Genomic DNA, 14,221 nt, shown 5'->3' on the forward strand with positions numbered 1-14,221 from the left:
AGCAAAGTCCGCAAGCCGCTGCAAAAGCAGCTTGTGGACCTTGGTCGAGGAACGTTTCAGGGCGGGTGGCAATGATAGGTGAGAGACCCCCTGGTGTCCACCAAAAACAGCTGAACATGCACCGTTTCGACCGATCTAACACGAAGCCCCGCGAGCGTTACACTAGGCAGCGTCTCGCCAGCCAGGGGTCTCCATGAACACAGCCGCGCTTCTCGATCCTGCCCGCCTCGACCGACCGGACACGGACGTACGGCTGGATCCCTTCCCCTTCATGATCGCCCACGGCCAGTTGCCGGACGAGGCACGAGGGGAGCTGGAGCGCGATTTCCCGCGGTATGCCAGCGCCGGCTTCTTTCCTTACGACGAGTCCGACTGCGGCCCGGCCGTCAACGCGCTGGTACAGCGCCTGACCTCGCCGGAGTTCGCCAGCGCCATCGGCCACCGGCTGGGCATCGACAACCTGGGCCAGTACCCCACGCTGATCACCATCTGCCGCTCGCTCAACAAGCGCCACGGCACCATCCACACCGACAGTCGCTCCAAGATCGCCACCGCCCTGCTCTATCTCAACAACCAGTGGCCCGACACCAGCGATGGCTGCCTGCGCTTTCTGGGCAGCATCGACAACATCGACGATATGGTGGCGCCCGAACTCAAGCCGCTGTACGGCGAATTCGCGGTATTCAAGCGCTGCGAGAACTCGTTCCACGGGCACCTGCCGTTCGAGGGCGAGCGCCGCGTGATTCAGGTGGCCTGGCTCACCAGCGAAGAGGAGAAACTGCGCAAGACCAAGCGCGGCAAGTTCTCCCGCGCCTTCAAGAAGCTGTTCGGCTCACTGGACCGCAAGCTGGGTGCCGGGCGCGACCGCAACGCTTCGCATCCGGATTGATCGCAGAGAGCCAGGCACTGGTGTCGGCCAAGCCTGGCATACCCATGTGTTGGCGACACCCTGATGTTGATCGTCATCCTGGCGAACACTGAAGGTGCCTCTCAACAGCCGAAGCGCTGGAGATCCAGCGCCGGTAAATCGGTGAACCTACAAGCCCTGGATTCCTGCGCTCGCCCCGTTTTCGAGGGCTCGCAGGACCAACGAACAAAGGCCGTTCAATGTGACCTTCGTTAGATGCGGCTGCCGAAATGCCAGGCAATGTAGGCCGCGAACACGCCATACAGCAGACCCACCGGCAGCAGCCAGCGCGCATCCACGCGACCACGGCGGAACAGCCACCACAGGTAGATCACCGCCACGCCGGTGAGCACGCCCGCCACCATCAACGGCGCATCGAACAACCAAGGCGTGGCGAACAGCGCGAGCGAACTAGGAATGGTCGCCTGAATCATCATGGCGCCCGAGATATTGGCCAGTGCCAGGCGCTCCTTACCCTGACGCACCCAGATCAGCGCATTCATCGTTTCCGGCAGCTCCGTAGCCACTGGGCTCAACACCAGGGCCACCAGGTGCGGCGACAGCTGCAGGGCCACACCGATGGCCTCGATCTGCTTGACGAATACGTGCGAAGCGAAGGCAATCACCAGTAGCGCCAGCACTGTCTGGGCAAACACCCAGCTCAACGAAGGGTTGGCGGCCTTGGGTTGAAACTTCAGGGGCTCCAGGTCCTCTTCTTCAGGGGCCGTGTCGTCGTGCTTGAGCTCACGCCACACGTAAAGTCCATAGGCGGCGAGGAACAACACGCCCAGCCATGGCTTGAAGGCAAACGCCACGAGGCCAAGGCCGCACTTCACCACGAAAATAGCCAGGAACCAGGATTGATCGCGCGCCAGCCGCCCATGCGCCACACGCACCAGATGGTCGCCGCGTTGCAGGCGATGGCGATTCATCCATAACGCCACGCCCACCACGGCATAGGCGATAGTCGCGAGCACCAGCGGGCCGCCGAGCGCAGCGCCCACGCCAATGTCTTTCTGCTCGGGCGTGCGCCCAAGGATCACCGCCACGAAGGTCACCGCGCTCTCCGGCAAGGCCGTGCCGAAGGCAGCGAGGATGGTGCCCGTCGCCGTGGCGCCCAGGTTGAGCTTCTGCCCGAACCACTCCACGCCGTTTACGAAGTACTCGCAGGCGAGATAGATCGCACCGGCCGACAGCAGGAACAACAAGACGGTAAGCATGCAATTTCCATAGCCGGGCGAGCGGATAACCCATGGCGCACGGACGCGAGCTCGCCCGGCAAAGGTGAGCGCGTCGTGGCCAAAGGTCTCGCCGGGCAATCGACAACAGGCGCTGCCGATAACCATCCACGCCATGAAGCCGAGGCTTCAAGTCTGTTGACGCGGATTCCTCTGAAGTCGCCCGGCAGGCGGGCGAAGGGGGTGAGGATGGCTACTCCCCAATGACAACCTGGCTATTTTAGCCGTTGGCCTGGAGTACGGACAAGCGTGCCCGCCGCGCAGGAAAGCACCCAGGCTGCCTGCCCATTTCCGCCGAGGCACTCACCGCGTGTCGTGGTGTTCACGAGCATGGCGGCACGGCATCGCCCCTTCGCGGCGATGCCGGCCGTCGTTCGAGCTAACGTTGGCTTTTCAGACCCGCTGGGCGATAAAGCGCGGCGCGCCGTCGAAACGTGCCGCTGGCGCTGCCACCATGATGTCCAGCTCCTCATGCTGATGAGCGAGGGTCGCCTCCAGCGCGGCATGCACGCCGGCCACCGCGCGCTCCAAGGCACGCGACATGGCCTCACCCTCCAGCAGACTGGCGATGATCAGTGCCGTCAATACGTCGCCCGTGCCGGCCACATCGATCGGCAGCTCGTTCGACACGACCTTCCAGGCTTCGCCCTCGCTGACCGCCAGCGTGACCAGGTCGCCGTCGTGATTGCGCACGCTGTGCGTCACCACCCACTCCGGCCCCCGCACCAGCAGCGCACGGGCAGCCTTGAGCCCTTCGCGCTCGGTCACCGCCGGCAAACCGCTCAGGCGTTCCAGCTCGAATGCATTAGGGCTCACCAGCCACGCGCTGGGCAGCAACCGCTCGCGGAACACCACCTCCAGGCCCGGTTCCACATAAGCGCCGGTATGGGTGTCGCCGATCACCGGGTCCAGGCAGAACCGCAGTTGCGGTGCCTCCTGCAGCGCCTGCTCCACCCAATCGGCGAATGCGTGACCGTTGTCCACGCTGCCCAGATAGCCAGACAACAACACCTGAGCGCGCGTGTGAAGCTGCCGCTCGCGAACGCCTTGCAGCAGGTCGGCGAACCAGTCGGCCGGCAACACTTTGCCGCGCATGGTGGCGTAGAACGGCGTATTGCTGAGCAAGGTGGTAGGCACTTCGGCCACGCGCAACCCGCACTGCCGCAGTGGAGGCACCGCTGCGCTGTTGCCCGCGTAACCGTAGACGAGCTGAGATTGCACCGAGATGATGTCCACCGGCGCGGGCCCTTCCGGGCGTTGGCGGCGACCGTGGACCAAGTGGTCTTCCAATGGCTGATTCATGGCGTTCCCTCGTGCGTCATGGCGTGCCTCTAAGCACGCCAGGCATTAGTGTGCGGCGCGTTCGCTCAACATGGTGTCGAGATCGTAATCACCGGCGGAGCGACCGCTGAGCCAGCGGGCCGCCTCCAACGCACCGCGCGCAAAGATGGAGCGGTCAGTGGCGCGGTGTACCAACTCGATGCGTTCACCCTTACCCATCAACAAGGCCTCGTGCTCGCCGACGATGTCACCGCCGCGCACCACGGCAAAACCAATGGTGCCAAGCTCGCGGGGGCCGGTGAGCCCCTCGCGCGCGTACACCGCGCTCTCCGCCAGCGAGGTGCCACGCGCTGCCGCAGCCGCTTCGCCGAGCGCCAGCGCCGTGCCAGAAGGCGCATCGGCCTTGCGGTTGTGATGCGCTTCGATGATGTCCAGGTCCCAATCGGGCAAGGCCGCCGCCGCTTGCCGCAGCAAGCGCGTGAGCACCGCCACGCCCAGGCTGAAATTGGCCGCGCGCAGCAGCGCGATGCGCTGGGACGACGCCGCGAGACGCTGGGCAAACGTAGGGTCGAGTCCGGTGGTGCCGGTGACCAGGGCCACGCCATGCGCCTCGCAATAGGTCAGCGCCTCGGCCAGTCCAGCCGGGCCGCTGAAATCGATGACCACGTCCAGCCCCGTGGAATCGGGCCAGCCGTGCGTGTAGCGCAGGCCCGGTTCACCGGCATAGACCGGCTGGTCCAGCGAAGCGGAACTTGCCGAGCACGTGGCGGCCACCAGGGTGAAGCGGGCATCGCCCTTCACCAGTTGCAACAGCGCCTGGCCCATGCGGCCGGTAGCGCCATTGATAGCGAGGCGAACAGGGTGGCTCATGCGCGGACTCCGGCCCGAAACGGGCAACAACAGGGGACACGCGATGCTAGCGGCAGCGCGCCCCGGCGTACACCAACCGGGGCGTAAAAAAAGCCCGCCTCTTTCGAGGCGGGCCGGTCTTTCCGTCGCGGATGGCGCGTCAGGAGGTCACGCGGGACCAGAACTGCTTCACGCCATCCACCCAGCTCTTTGCGCGCGGGGTGTGCGTATCGGCCTCGGCGTTGGCAAAGGTGGCTTCCAACTGCTCAAACAAGTCGCGCTGCTGCTTGGTCAGGCGCACCGGCGTTTCCACCACCACGCGGCAAATCAGATCGCCCGTGCGCGTGCTGCGCACCGATTTCACACCGCGCCCGCGCAGACGGAACAGCTGGCCGGTTTGCGTTTCCGGCGGAATATTGATGGAAACCTCGCCTTCCAGCGTCGGCACCTTGAGCTCCGCGCCCAGGGCCGCGTGCGAAAAGCGGATCGGCAGCTCGCAATGCAGGTCGTTGCCGTCGCGCTGGAAAATGTTGTGCTCGCGCACGCGCACTTCCACATACAGGTCGCCCGCCTCGCCGCCCGCGGGGCCTGCCTCGCCCTGCCCGGCCAGACGAATGCGATCGCCGTTGTCCACGCCCGCGGGAATGTTCACCGACAGCGCGCGGGTTTCTTCCAGGCGGCCCTCACCATGGCAGGACTTGCACGGCTTCTCGATGCTCTGGCCGCTGCCGCCGCAATGCGGGCATGCCTGCTGAATCGAGAAGATGCCGTTCTGCATGCGCACGCGACCGTGGCCTGCGCAGGTTTTGCAGGTGACGGTTTTGCCGTCCGCCGAGCCGCTGCCGTTGCAGTGGTGGCAGTTCACCTGGGTGGGAATCTCGATTTTCCGTTCGACGCCGAACACGGCCTCTTCCAGGTCGAGCTCCATGATGTAGCGCAGGTCCGAACCACGGCGCGAACGGCTACGACCGCCGCCACCCATGCCGAAGATGTCGCCGAAGATGTCACCGAAGATATCGCCCATGTCGCCGAAGCCACCGGCGCCGCGACCGCCCATGCCGTGCTCGAACGCCGCATGGCCGTGCTGGTCGTACATGGCGCGCTTCTGCGCATCGGAGAGCACTTCGTAGGCCTCCTTGGCCTCCTTGAACTTCTCCTGCGCATGCGGATCGTCCGGACAGCGGTCCGGATGGAATTTCATCGCCAGGCGGCGAAAGGACTTTTTCAGTTCCACCTCGGTGACGGTGCGTTCCACACCGAGGATTTCGTAGTAATCACGCTTGCTCATTGGTTAACCCGACTCGGATCGCGCATCACATGAATCGCGCGATCCATGCCCACTCAACAAACAGCCCGCGCCAAGGCAAATACCCCGGCGCGGGCTGCGTCAGATCGGCAGCGCCGACCGGCCTATATTACTTCTTGTCGTCCTTGACTTCAGTGAACTCAGCATCGACCACGTCGTCCTGGGCTGCCGAGCCCTGATGCTGGGCCTGCGCACCCGCATCGGCCTGGGCACCGCCCTGGGCCGCGGCGTACAGCGCCTGCGCCACCTGCTCGAGCTTCTCGACCTTCGCCTCGATGGCCGCCTTGTCGTCGCCTTCCTTGACCTTTTCCAGGTCGGCCAGCGCACCCTCGATGGTGCTGAGCTGATCGGCCGGCACCTTGCCGCCGTGCTCCTTCAGGGCGCTACGGGTGGCGTGCACCAGCTGGTCGGCCTTGTTGCGGGCGCCAACGAGCTCGTGGAACTTGCGGTCTTCTTCCTTGTTGGCCTCGGCGTCGGCCACCATGCGGTTGATCTCTTCCTCGGACAGACCCGAACCGGCCTTGATCTCGATCTTCTGTTCCTTGCCAGTCTTCTTGTCCTTGGCCGACACGTGCAGGATGCCGTTGGCGTCGATGTCAAAGGTCACTTCGATCTGCGGCATGCCGCGCGGCGCCGGCTCGATGCCCTGCAGGTCGAACTTGCCCAGCGACTTGTTGGCGCTGGCGCGCTCGCGCTCACCCTGCAGCACATGCACGGTCACGGCAGTCTGGTTGTCGTCGGCGGTGGAGAACACCTGCGAGGCCTTGGTCGGCACCGTGGTGTTCTTTTCGATCAGCTTGGTCATCACGCCGCCCATGGTTTCGATACCCAGCGACAGCGGGGTCACGTCCAGCAGCAGCACGTCCTTCACCGAACCGCCCAGCACGCCACCCTGGATGGCCGCGCCCACGGCGACGGCTTCGTCCGGGTTGACGTCCTTGCGCGGCTCCTTGCCGAAGAAGTCCTTCACCGACTCCTGCACCTTGGGCATGCGGGTCTGGCCACCGACGAGGATCACCTCGTTGATGTCGGACACGCGCAGGCCGGCGTCATTCAACGCGGTGCGGCACGGCTCGATGGTGCGCTTGACGAGGTCTTCCACCAGCGCTTCGAGCTTGGCGCGGGTCAGCTTGATGTTGAGGTGCTTGGGACCGGAGGCGTCGGCCGTGATGTACGGCAGGTTCACTTCGGTCTGGTGGCTGGAGGACAGCTCGATCTTGGCGCGCTCGGCGGCGTCCTTCAGGCGCTGCAGGGCGAGCGGATCCTTGCGCAGGTCCATGCCCTGGTCCTTCTTGAACTCCTCCACGAGGTAGTCGATGACGCGCATGTCGAAGTCTTCGCCACCCAGGAAGGTGTCGCCATTGGTGGCCAGCACTTCGAACTGCTTCTCGCCGTCCACTTCGGCGATCTCGATGATGGACACGTCGAACGTGCCGCCGCCGAGGTCGTACACGGCCACCTTGCGGTCACCGCCCTTCTTGTCCAGGCCGTAGGCCAGCGCGGCCGCGGTCGGCTCGTTGATGATGCGCTTGACGTCCAGGCCCGCGATGCGGCCGGCGTCCTTGGTGGCCTGGCGCTGGCTGTCGTTGAAGTACGCCGGCACCGTGATCACGGCCTCGGTGATGGTCTCGCCGAGGTAGTCTTCGGCGGTCTTCTTCATCTTCATGAGGACCTTGGCCGAGATCTCCTGCGGAGCCATCTTCTTGCCGTCGGCCGTCTGCACCCAGGCGTCGCCGTTGTCATGCGCCACGATGCCGTAGGGCACGATGTGCAGGTCCTTCTGGACCTCCGCGTCGGTGAACTTGCGGCCGATCAGGCGCTTCACCGCGTAGAAGGTGTTCTTGGGGTTGGTCACGCTCTGGCGCTTGGCCGGCGCGCCCACCAGGACTTCGCCGTCCTTGGTGAAAGCGACGATCGACGGGGTGGTGCGATCGCCTTCCGAATTCTCGATGACCTTGGCGCTGCTGCCGTCCATCACGGCGACGCACGAGTTGGTCGTGCCCAGGTCGATACCAATGATCTTGCCCATGTTTGTCTACTCCCGAATGCTTTAAGCGACCCCTCGGCCGCGACTGGTTTTCAGATGGGGCTTGCCGCTTTGCAACTCAATGCCGGCAAGACGCCCTATGCCTCGCCACGTTCGCCAGCGGGGGACGCCGTTCAGGCGTCCAGCCGCGCCGGCGGAGGCGTCATTCCTTGGCGACCGCCACCAACGCGGGGCGCAACAGCCGATCGTTCAACACATAGCCCTTCTGCAACACGCTCACCACCGTGTTGGGGGCCGCGCCCGGGGCCTCCACCATGCTCACGGCGTGATGCTTTTCCGGGTCCAGCGGCTGGCCGACGGGGTCGACCTGGACCAGACCGTTGTTCTCGGCCACTTTGAGCAGCGACTTGAGCGTGAGCGCCATGCCCTCGCGCATGCTGGCCACGTCGCCACCTTCGATCTGCAGGCCGCGCTCCAGGCCGTCGTACACCGGCAGCAGCTCGTTGAGCAGCTTTTCATTGGCGAAGCGGCGAGCCTGCTCCACGTCGCGGTGCAGGCGGCGGCGCTGGTTCTCGATCTCGGCCTTTTCGCGCAGCACGGTATCGCGCAGCTCGGTGTTGCTGGCCTCCAGCTCTGCGATGCGCGCCTTCAGCGCTTCCAGGTCCGTGTTGGGCGTATCGCCCGCGCCATGCGCCTCGTTCGAGGTCGTAGGATCGTTGCTCTGCATGAAAGACTCCAAGCCTTGTCCGTGGCTGGCGCCGCCTGGCGCCAACCGTCAAAAACCTGCGGGCAAACCCGCCTCCCGGGCGCGTTATAAGGTCGTTGCGACGCGATTCAAGGCGTCGCTGAGCAATCCGGCCGTGGCCTGCACCACCGGGATCACCCGCTCATAGGCCATACGGGTGGGGCCGATGACCCCTACCGCCCCCAATACGCGCCCCTGGGCGCCGTAGCTGGCAGTGACCACACTGCAGCCGTCCAGCGCGGCAAACCCTGATTCTTCACCGATAAACAGCCGCACGCCAGGAGCCTTGGCACAGACCTCCATCAGCTGCAGCAGCTCGTTTTTCTGCTGGAACGCCTCGAACAGCTCGCGCAAGCGATCCACGTTGGCCAGTTCCGAATACCCCATGAGGTTGGTCTGGCCGCTCACCAGCACGTCGTCGCTGCCACCCTGGCTCGGTGGCGCGAACGAGGCCGCCGCCAGTTCCACCGCGCTGGACAGCAGGCGGTTGAGCTCGCTGCCCGCTTCGCGCAGCTCGCGCAGCAGGTGGGCGCGGATGTCGTCCAGGCGCAGGCCGGCGAACTGGCTGTTGAGGTAGTTGGCCGCCTGCTCCAGCTCCCGGCTGTCCAGCGGCTTGTCCAGCTGCACGATGCGGTTCTGCACCTGGTTGTCCGAAAACACCAGGATCACCAGCACGCGGGCGTCGGGCAGCGGCACGAAATCGATATGGCGCAGCGGGAAATCCGCCTGGCGCGGCACCGTCACCACGCCGGCAAAGCGGGTCATGGCCGACAGCAGGGTCGACACATTGCCCAGCAGGTCGCGCGTGGTGGTGAGCCCCGGGGGCAGCTCGCGGCGCAAGCGGGCCATCTCCTCGATGGGCAGCGGCTGCAGCTCGATCAGGCTGTCCACGAACAGGCGCAACCCGCGCGGCGTGGGCACGCGGCCGGCCGAGGTATGCGGCGAGGCCACCAGCCCGGCGTCTTCCAGGTCGGCCATGATGTTGCGGATGGTGGCCGGGCTCACGTCCAGCCCCGAGGAGCGGGAAAGCGTGCGCGACCCTACCGGCTCGCCGTCGGCAAGGTATTGGGCAATCAATGTGCGCAAGAGGCGTCGTGCGCGGGCATCGAGATCGGCGGCGGGCATGCTGTAGCAATCCGTGAGACAGCAAAGAAATAAGGTCTCGGGAAAAAGTTTGCAAGAAACCGTCTGGAAACGGCCTGGGGGAGGGCGTCGGGGAGCGGGTTCAAACCGCCCCGGGAGACTCCCCTCTATCCGTCCCCTAGCCCCCGCCCCTTACAATCGCCCGACTTCACCACACCAGCGCCCATGCTCACCTCGCTCTACGTTCGTCATTTCGCCGTCGTCGAAGAAGCCGAGATCGCTTTCGGCCCCGGGCTCACCGTGGTCAGCGGCGAAACCGGCGCCGGCAAGTCCCTGCTGGTCGACGCCCTCATGCTGCTGGCCGGCGCCCGCGCCGACAGCGGCATGGTGCGCGCCGGCAGCGACCGCGCCGAGCTCACCGCCGAGTTCGACCTGACCCACCTGCCCGAGGCCCGCGCCTGGCTGCAACGCGAGGAGCTGGACGAGGAGGACAGCTGCCAGCTGCGTCGCGTGATCCGCGCCGAGGGCAGCTCGCGCGCCTGGATCAACGGGCGCCCGGCCAACGCCAGCCAGCTCGGCGAACTGGCCACGCTGCTGGTGGAGATCCACGGCCAGCACGAGCATCAGGCCCTGCTGTCACGCGCCCACCAGATGGAGCTGCTTGACGCCTACGCCGGCAACGAGGCGCTGGTTGCCCAGGTGCGCGAACTGGCGCAGCAATGGCGTGACCTGGGCCAGCGCATCCGCAAGCTCAGCGGCGGCGACGATCGCGAGCAGCGCATCGAATTGCTCAGCCACGAATTGGCCGAGCTGGAAAAATGGGCCCTGCCCGCCGCCGAGCTCACCGAACTGGAAGCCAACCACAAGCGCCTCGCCAACGCCGGTCGCCTGGCCGAAGGCGCAGGCAACGTGGTCGAACTGCTCGATGGCGAGAGCGAATTCGCCCTGCGCCGCGCGCTGGGCCGCGCCCAACTGGAAATGAGCAAGCTGGCCGCGCTCGATGACCGCCTCGCGCCCATGCTGGAGCTGCTGGACAATGCCTCCATCCAGCTCAGCGAAGCCGCCGACGGCCTGGGCCGCTACGCGCTGGACGTCGACCTGGACCCGGACCGCTACGCCGAGGTGGACACCCATCTCACCCGCCTGCACGAACTCTCGCGCCGCCACCGCGTGACAGTGGCCGAACTGCACGACAAGGCCGGCACGCTGCGCGCCGAGCTCGACGAACTCGAAGGCGCCGGCGATGCACTGGAGAAACTCGCCAGCCAGCGCAACCGCCTGCAACAGCACTACGACGAACAGGCCAGCAAGCTCAGCAGCGCCCGCCAAGACGCCGCCGGCCGCCTCGGCGGCGAGGTAAGCGCACTGATGAGCGAACTGGGCATGAGCGGCGGCCGCCTGGTGGTGGAGCTGGAAGCCACCGCCGATGGCGAGCCCGACCCGCAAGGCCGCGAGCGTTGCGAGCTGCTGGTCAGCGCCAACCCCGGCCAGCCACCGCGCGCCCTGCGCAAGGTGGCGTCCGGTGGTGAACTGGCGCGCATCAGCCTGGCCATCGAAGTGGCCACGCTGGGCAAGGACACCATCGGCACCATGGTGTTCGACGAAGTGGACACCGGCATCGGCGGCGCCGTGGCCGAAGTGGTCGGCCAGAAGCTGCGCGCCCTGGGCGGCCAGCGTCAGGTGCTGTGTGTCACCCACCTGCCCCAGGTGGCCGCGCAAGGCCACGCGCATCTGCGCGTGAGCAAGGCCAGCGATGGCGAATCCACCCGCACCCGCATCGAAAAGCTGGATGCCAACGGCCGCCGCGACGAACTGGCACGCATGCTGGGCGGCGTGGAAATCACCCGCGAAACCCGCGCACACGCCAAGCAAATGCTGGAGCGGGCGCAGGTTTGAGCCAACCCACGCGATGCGCCTGACGGGCGCATCGCGTGGTGCGCGCGCGTCACGACAACAGCCAGCCCCATGACGGGGCTACGTAGTGACCGCCAGGCTCAGCCGCGCTGGGGCAACAGGCCGCGTTCGGCCGCCATGCGGTAGAGATCCAGTTCCGAACCGGCGCCCAGCTTGCCCATCAGGCTGGCGCGGTGGATGTAGACGGTCTTCTGGCCGATCCCCAGTTCGCCCGCCACCTGCTTGGGCGCGCGGCCGGCGGCGAGCAGCAGAAACACCTCGCGCTCGCGTGCCGTCAGGCGATGGATGGGGTCGCGCGATTCATTGGGCCGCTCGGCGCGGCGCTTGCGCAAATCCGAGCTTAAGAAACACTCGCCCTGCATCACCGTGCGCAGGCCGGCCACCAGTTCTTCCGGCGCCACGCCCTTGGTCACGTAACCGCTGGCGCCACGGCGCAACGCCTCGGACACGTAAGGCTCCCCGTCGTGCATGCTCAGCACCACAATGCGGGTATCCGGCGCCACGCTGCGCAGGTGCTCAATCAACGGCAGCCCGCTGCCGTCGGGCAGCGAGAGATCGAGGGCCACGAGATCGGGCCGCCGCGAGCCAACCGCCTCCACCGCATCGTCGGCGCTGCGGCACTCCGCAACCACCTCCAGATCCGGTTCCAGTTCGATCAGCCGCTTGAACCCCTCGCGGACGATGGCATGGTCATCGACCAGAACAATGCTGTACATGGGCTGTATGTATAGCAGTCCCGACAGGGGCCGCATAGGGATTTTGGCGGCCCTTTGCCTCGGATGCCGCGATGTTCACAGAGCGCACCGTGCCACGCACCCCCAGTGAGTGAACGCGCAACCCATACGCCACACGAGAGAGCCATCTGCTCCCTTTAGCCGCACACGTTAGGCCGCGGCCGCCACGCGCGTGCCGAACGGACCCGGGCACCTCCTGCCGCGCCGGGTCTGCCATGTAACATCCCGCGCATGCGATCGAAGACCTTTGCGCTCCCTGGCGCCGACATGCTGCTTGGCGCAGCCTACTTCCTGCTCTGGCTTTTGCTCTGGCCCACCGAGCAACCGTACTGGATGCTGCCCTATGGCCTGCGCTTTGGCGCTCTGCTGCTGGCGCCGTGGCGCATGTGGCCATGGCTGCTGGGTGCGGAGTTCGCCGCCACCGGGCTGATCGCACTGGTACACGGCTTTCCGATGGGCTGGAGCGGCTTCATTCTGGGCGAGCTGCCCGAGCCGGTGGTGGTGGCCATCTGCCTCACGCTTATGCGTCGCACCAACCTGCACGCCAGCCTGCGCGACCCCGAAGACGTCGCCCGCCTGCTGTTGTCCGCGGCCTTCACCGTCGCCGCCACCACGGCCACCGACGCCGTTTTGCTGGCCCTGATCCACGCCAGCCCCAGCCCCGACATGATGGTGCAAGCGCTGGGCCAGGATCTGCTCGGCAACTACGTGGGCGTGCTGCTGGTGGTGCCCCTGCTGATCATGCTGCTGCGCGCTCGACTCAACCGCAGTGCACTGGGGCGCCTGCTCATGGATGGCTTGCTGGTGCTATTGCCCTCCATGGCGATTCTGCTGGTGTTGTCCTCCCATGCCGCGCCGCAACCGCAGTTCGCCCGCGTGCTGTCGCTGGCACCGGTGCTGTACTTCGCCTTCCGCCACGGTTGGCGCGGCGCCAGCCTGGCCATGCTCATCTCCAGCATGGGCATGACCCTGGTGGACCATTACGCCGGCCACGGCGCGCCCGGCGCCGCCGGTGAACTGTTCCTAGCCGTGGCGGGCACTGGCGCATTGATGCTGGGCTCGGCCACTGACGCCCTGCGTCGTAGCAGCGAGCGCGTGGCCGAGCAGAACGTGTACTTGGCCGCCGTGAACCGCCGCCTGGACCACCTTGCTCGCCAATTGCGCGACGCCGCCCGCGGCAACCTGCAAACCGAGGAAAACCAGCGCCGCCACATGGCCGCCGAACTGCACGACGAGCTGGGCCAAAACCTTACCGCCATCCAGACCCACCTCAAGCTGGCCCAATCCCGACTGGCACAGGCCGGCATGGACGACATTGGGGTGTCCATCAACACCATCCTTGGCCACATGCGCCGCGCCCTGCACCGCCTGCTGGACGACCTGCGCCCCGCCGTGCTCGACGAATTCGGCCTCTTGCGCGCCCTGGACGAAGGCCCCATTCGCGACCTGCTCTCCGCCGCCGGGGTGGCCTACCGCACCGACCTGCACGGCGACCCCCGCCTGCTCGACGACGACACCCGCACCGTGATCTACCGTCTGGTGCAGGAAAGCGCCACCAATGCCGTCAAACACGCCCACGCCGACCTGTTCCAGCTGCGTCTGCGCATCGGCGAGCGCCAGGGCACGGCCTTGGCCCTGCTGGACATCCGCGACAACGGCATCGGCCTGCCGGCCCGCATTCCTCGGGGCGGCCGCGGCATGCAAGGCATGCGCGATCGGGTGACCTCGCTGGGCGGTCTGTTCCGCGTACGCCCCGAGGCCCAGGGCGTGCATTTGCGCATTTTGCTGCGAAGCAGCACGAACGTCGCCGATCCGGCGCGCTCATGAACAACGGTTACATAGGAAATTTTCCAATAGCCGGGCTGTGAAGGCTTCGTTAGTCTCAATCCATCGATGTGGGGGAGCCACCATCGCAAGATGGTGAGCCATGCCAACCGTGGGGACGGTGGGCATGAAGAACGGCAGGATGCCGTTCCGCCGGAATCGGTGGTGTACCGGGTAGCGCGAGCAACTCGCCTATTCATGGAGCCATCCGGTAACGGATCAGCCGCAGGGCGGACAGGAGTCCTCCCGCGGCTTTTTTTTTGCGCGCTCGCCAACCTCGGTGTCGCATCCCTGGGTACCACGGGCTCTCGGCATCGCACCCTCCTGCCAAGCAAACAAAAAGGCCGGCAGCG

General features: G+C 66.2%; 11 protein-coding genes and 1 riboswitch. Of the genes, 3 read left to right on the forward strand and 8 right to left on the reverse strand.

The window, feature by feature from the left end:
- Positions 1 to 193 precede the first annotated feature (193 nt).
- The gene (locus tag AC3G2C_RS11255; protein ID WP_488384692.1) at positions 194 to 889 is read left to right on the forward strand and encodes a 2OG-Fe(II) oxygenase; all 696 of its coding nucleotides are present in this window, start codon (positions 194 to 196) and stop codon (positions 887 to 889) included.
- A 230-nt stretch (positions 890 to 1,119) separates the two neighbouring features.
- Here the strand turns inward: AC3G2C_RS11255 and AC3G2C_RS11260 are convergent, their stop codons facing one another.
- From AC3G2C_RS11260 to hrcA, 7 genes are all read right to left on the reverse strand, one after another.
- The gene (locus AC3G2C_RS11260) at positions 1,120 to 2,127 is read right to left on the reverse strand and encodes a sodium:calcium antiporter (RefSeq protein WP_488384693.1); all 1,008 of its coding nucleotides are present in this window, start codon (positions 2,125 to 2,127) and stop codon (positions 1,120 to 1,122) included.
- A gap of 93 nt (positions 2,128 to 2,220) precedes the next feature.
- Positions 2,221 to 2,359: riboswitch (yybP-ykoY riboswitch) on the reverse strand.
- A 179-nt stretch (positions 2,360 to 2,538) separates the two neighbouring features.
- Entirely contained in the window at positions 2,539 to 3,447 is a 909-nt protein-coding gene (pdxY, locus tag AC3G2C_RS11265) for a pyridoxal kinase (RefSeq protein WP_488384694.1), read from the reverse strand.
- 45 nt (positions 3,448 to 3,492) lie between these two features.
- The gene (dapB, locus tag AC3G2C_RS11270; protein ID WP_488384695.1) at positions 3,493 to 4,296 is read right to left on the reverse strand and encodes a 4-hydroxy-tetrahydrodipicolinate reductase; all 804 of its coding nucleotides are present in this window, start codon (positions 4,294 to 4,296) and stop codon (positions 3,493 to 3,495) included.
- Positions 4,297 to 4,435: 139 nt separating this feature from the next.
- On the reverse strand, positions 4,436 to 5,563 hold the full coding sequence (gene dnaJ / locus AC3G2C_RS11275) for a molecular chaperone DnaJ (RefSeq protein ID WP_488384696.1): 1,128 nt from the start codon (positions 5,561 to 5,563) through the stop codon (positions 4,436 to 4,438).
- A gap of 127 nt (positions 5,564 to 5,690) precedes the next feature.
- Complete coding sequence (gene dnaK, locus AC3G2C_RS11280; RefSeq protein WP_488384697.1) at positions 5,691 to 7,610, reverse strand: molecular chaperone DnaK; 1,920 nt, start codon at positions 7,608 to 7,610, stop codon at positions 5,691 to 5,693.
- A 160-nt stretch (positions 7,611 to 7,770) separates the two neighbouring features.
- Positions 7,771 to 8,295: a nucleotide exchange factor GrpE gene (grpE, locus tag AC3G2C_RS11285; protein ID WP_488384698.1), complete on the reverse strand. Its 525-nt coding sequence runs from the start codon at positions 8,293 to 8,295 to the stop codon at positions 7,771 to 7,773.
- Between the two features lie 84 nt (positions 8,296 to 8,379).
- Positions 8,380 to 9,438 carry a heat-inducible transcriptional repressor HrcA gene (gene hrcA / locus AC3G2C_RS11290; protein WP_488384699.1) on the reverse strand — a complete coding sequence of 353 codons (1,059 nt, stop codon included), beginning with the start codon at positions 9,436 to 9,438 and terminating at the stop codon, positions 8,380 to 8,382.
- 183 nt (positions 9,439 to 9,621) lie between these two features.
- On the opposite strand from hrcA, the gene recN reads away from it, so the two are divergent.
- On the forward strand, positions 9,622 to 11,292 hold the full coding sequence (recN, locus tag AC3G2C_RS11295; RefSeq protein ID WP_488384700.1) for a DNA repair protein RecN: 1,671 nt from the start codon (positions 9,622 to 9,624) through the stop codon (positions 11,290 to 11,292).
- Positions 11,293 to 11,390: 98 nt separating this feature from the next.
- On the opposite strand, the gene AC3G2C_RS11300 is transcribed toward recN, so the two are convergent.
- Positions 11,391 to 12,026 carry a response regulator gene (locus AC3G2C_RS11300; RefSeq protein ID WP_488384701.1) on the reverse strand — a complete coding sequence of 212 codons (636 nt, stop codon included), beginning with the start codon at positions 12,024 to 12,026 and terminating at the stop codon, positions 11,391 to 11,393.
- A 249-nt stretch (positions 12,027 to 12,275) separates the two neighbouring features.
- Between AC3G2C_RS11300 and AC3G2C_RS11305 the strand changes: the two genes are divergently transcribed.
- Positions 12,276 to 13,871 (forward strand): MASE1 domain-containing sensor histidine kinase, encoded by a 1,596-nt coding sequence (locus tag AC3G2C_RS11305; protein WP_488384702.1) that lies wholly within the window; start codon positions 12,276 to 12,278, stop codon positions 13,869 to 13,871.
- Positions 13,872 to 14,221 lie beyond the last annotated feature (350 nt).

The organism is Frateuria sp. sgz306004 (assembly GCF_057750885.1).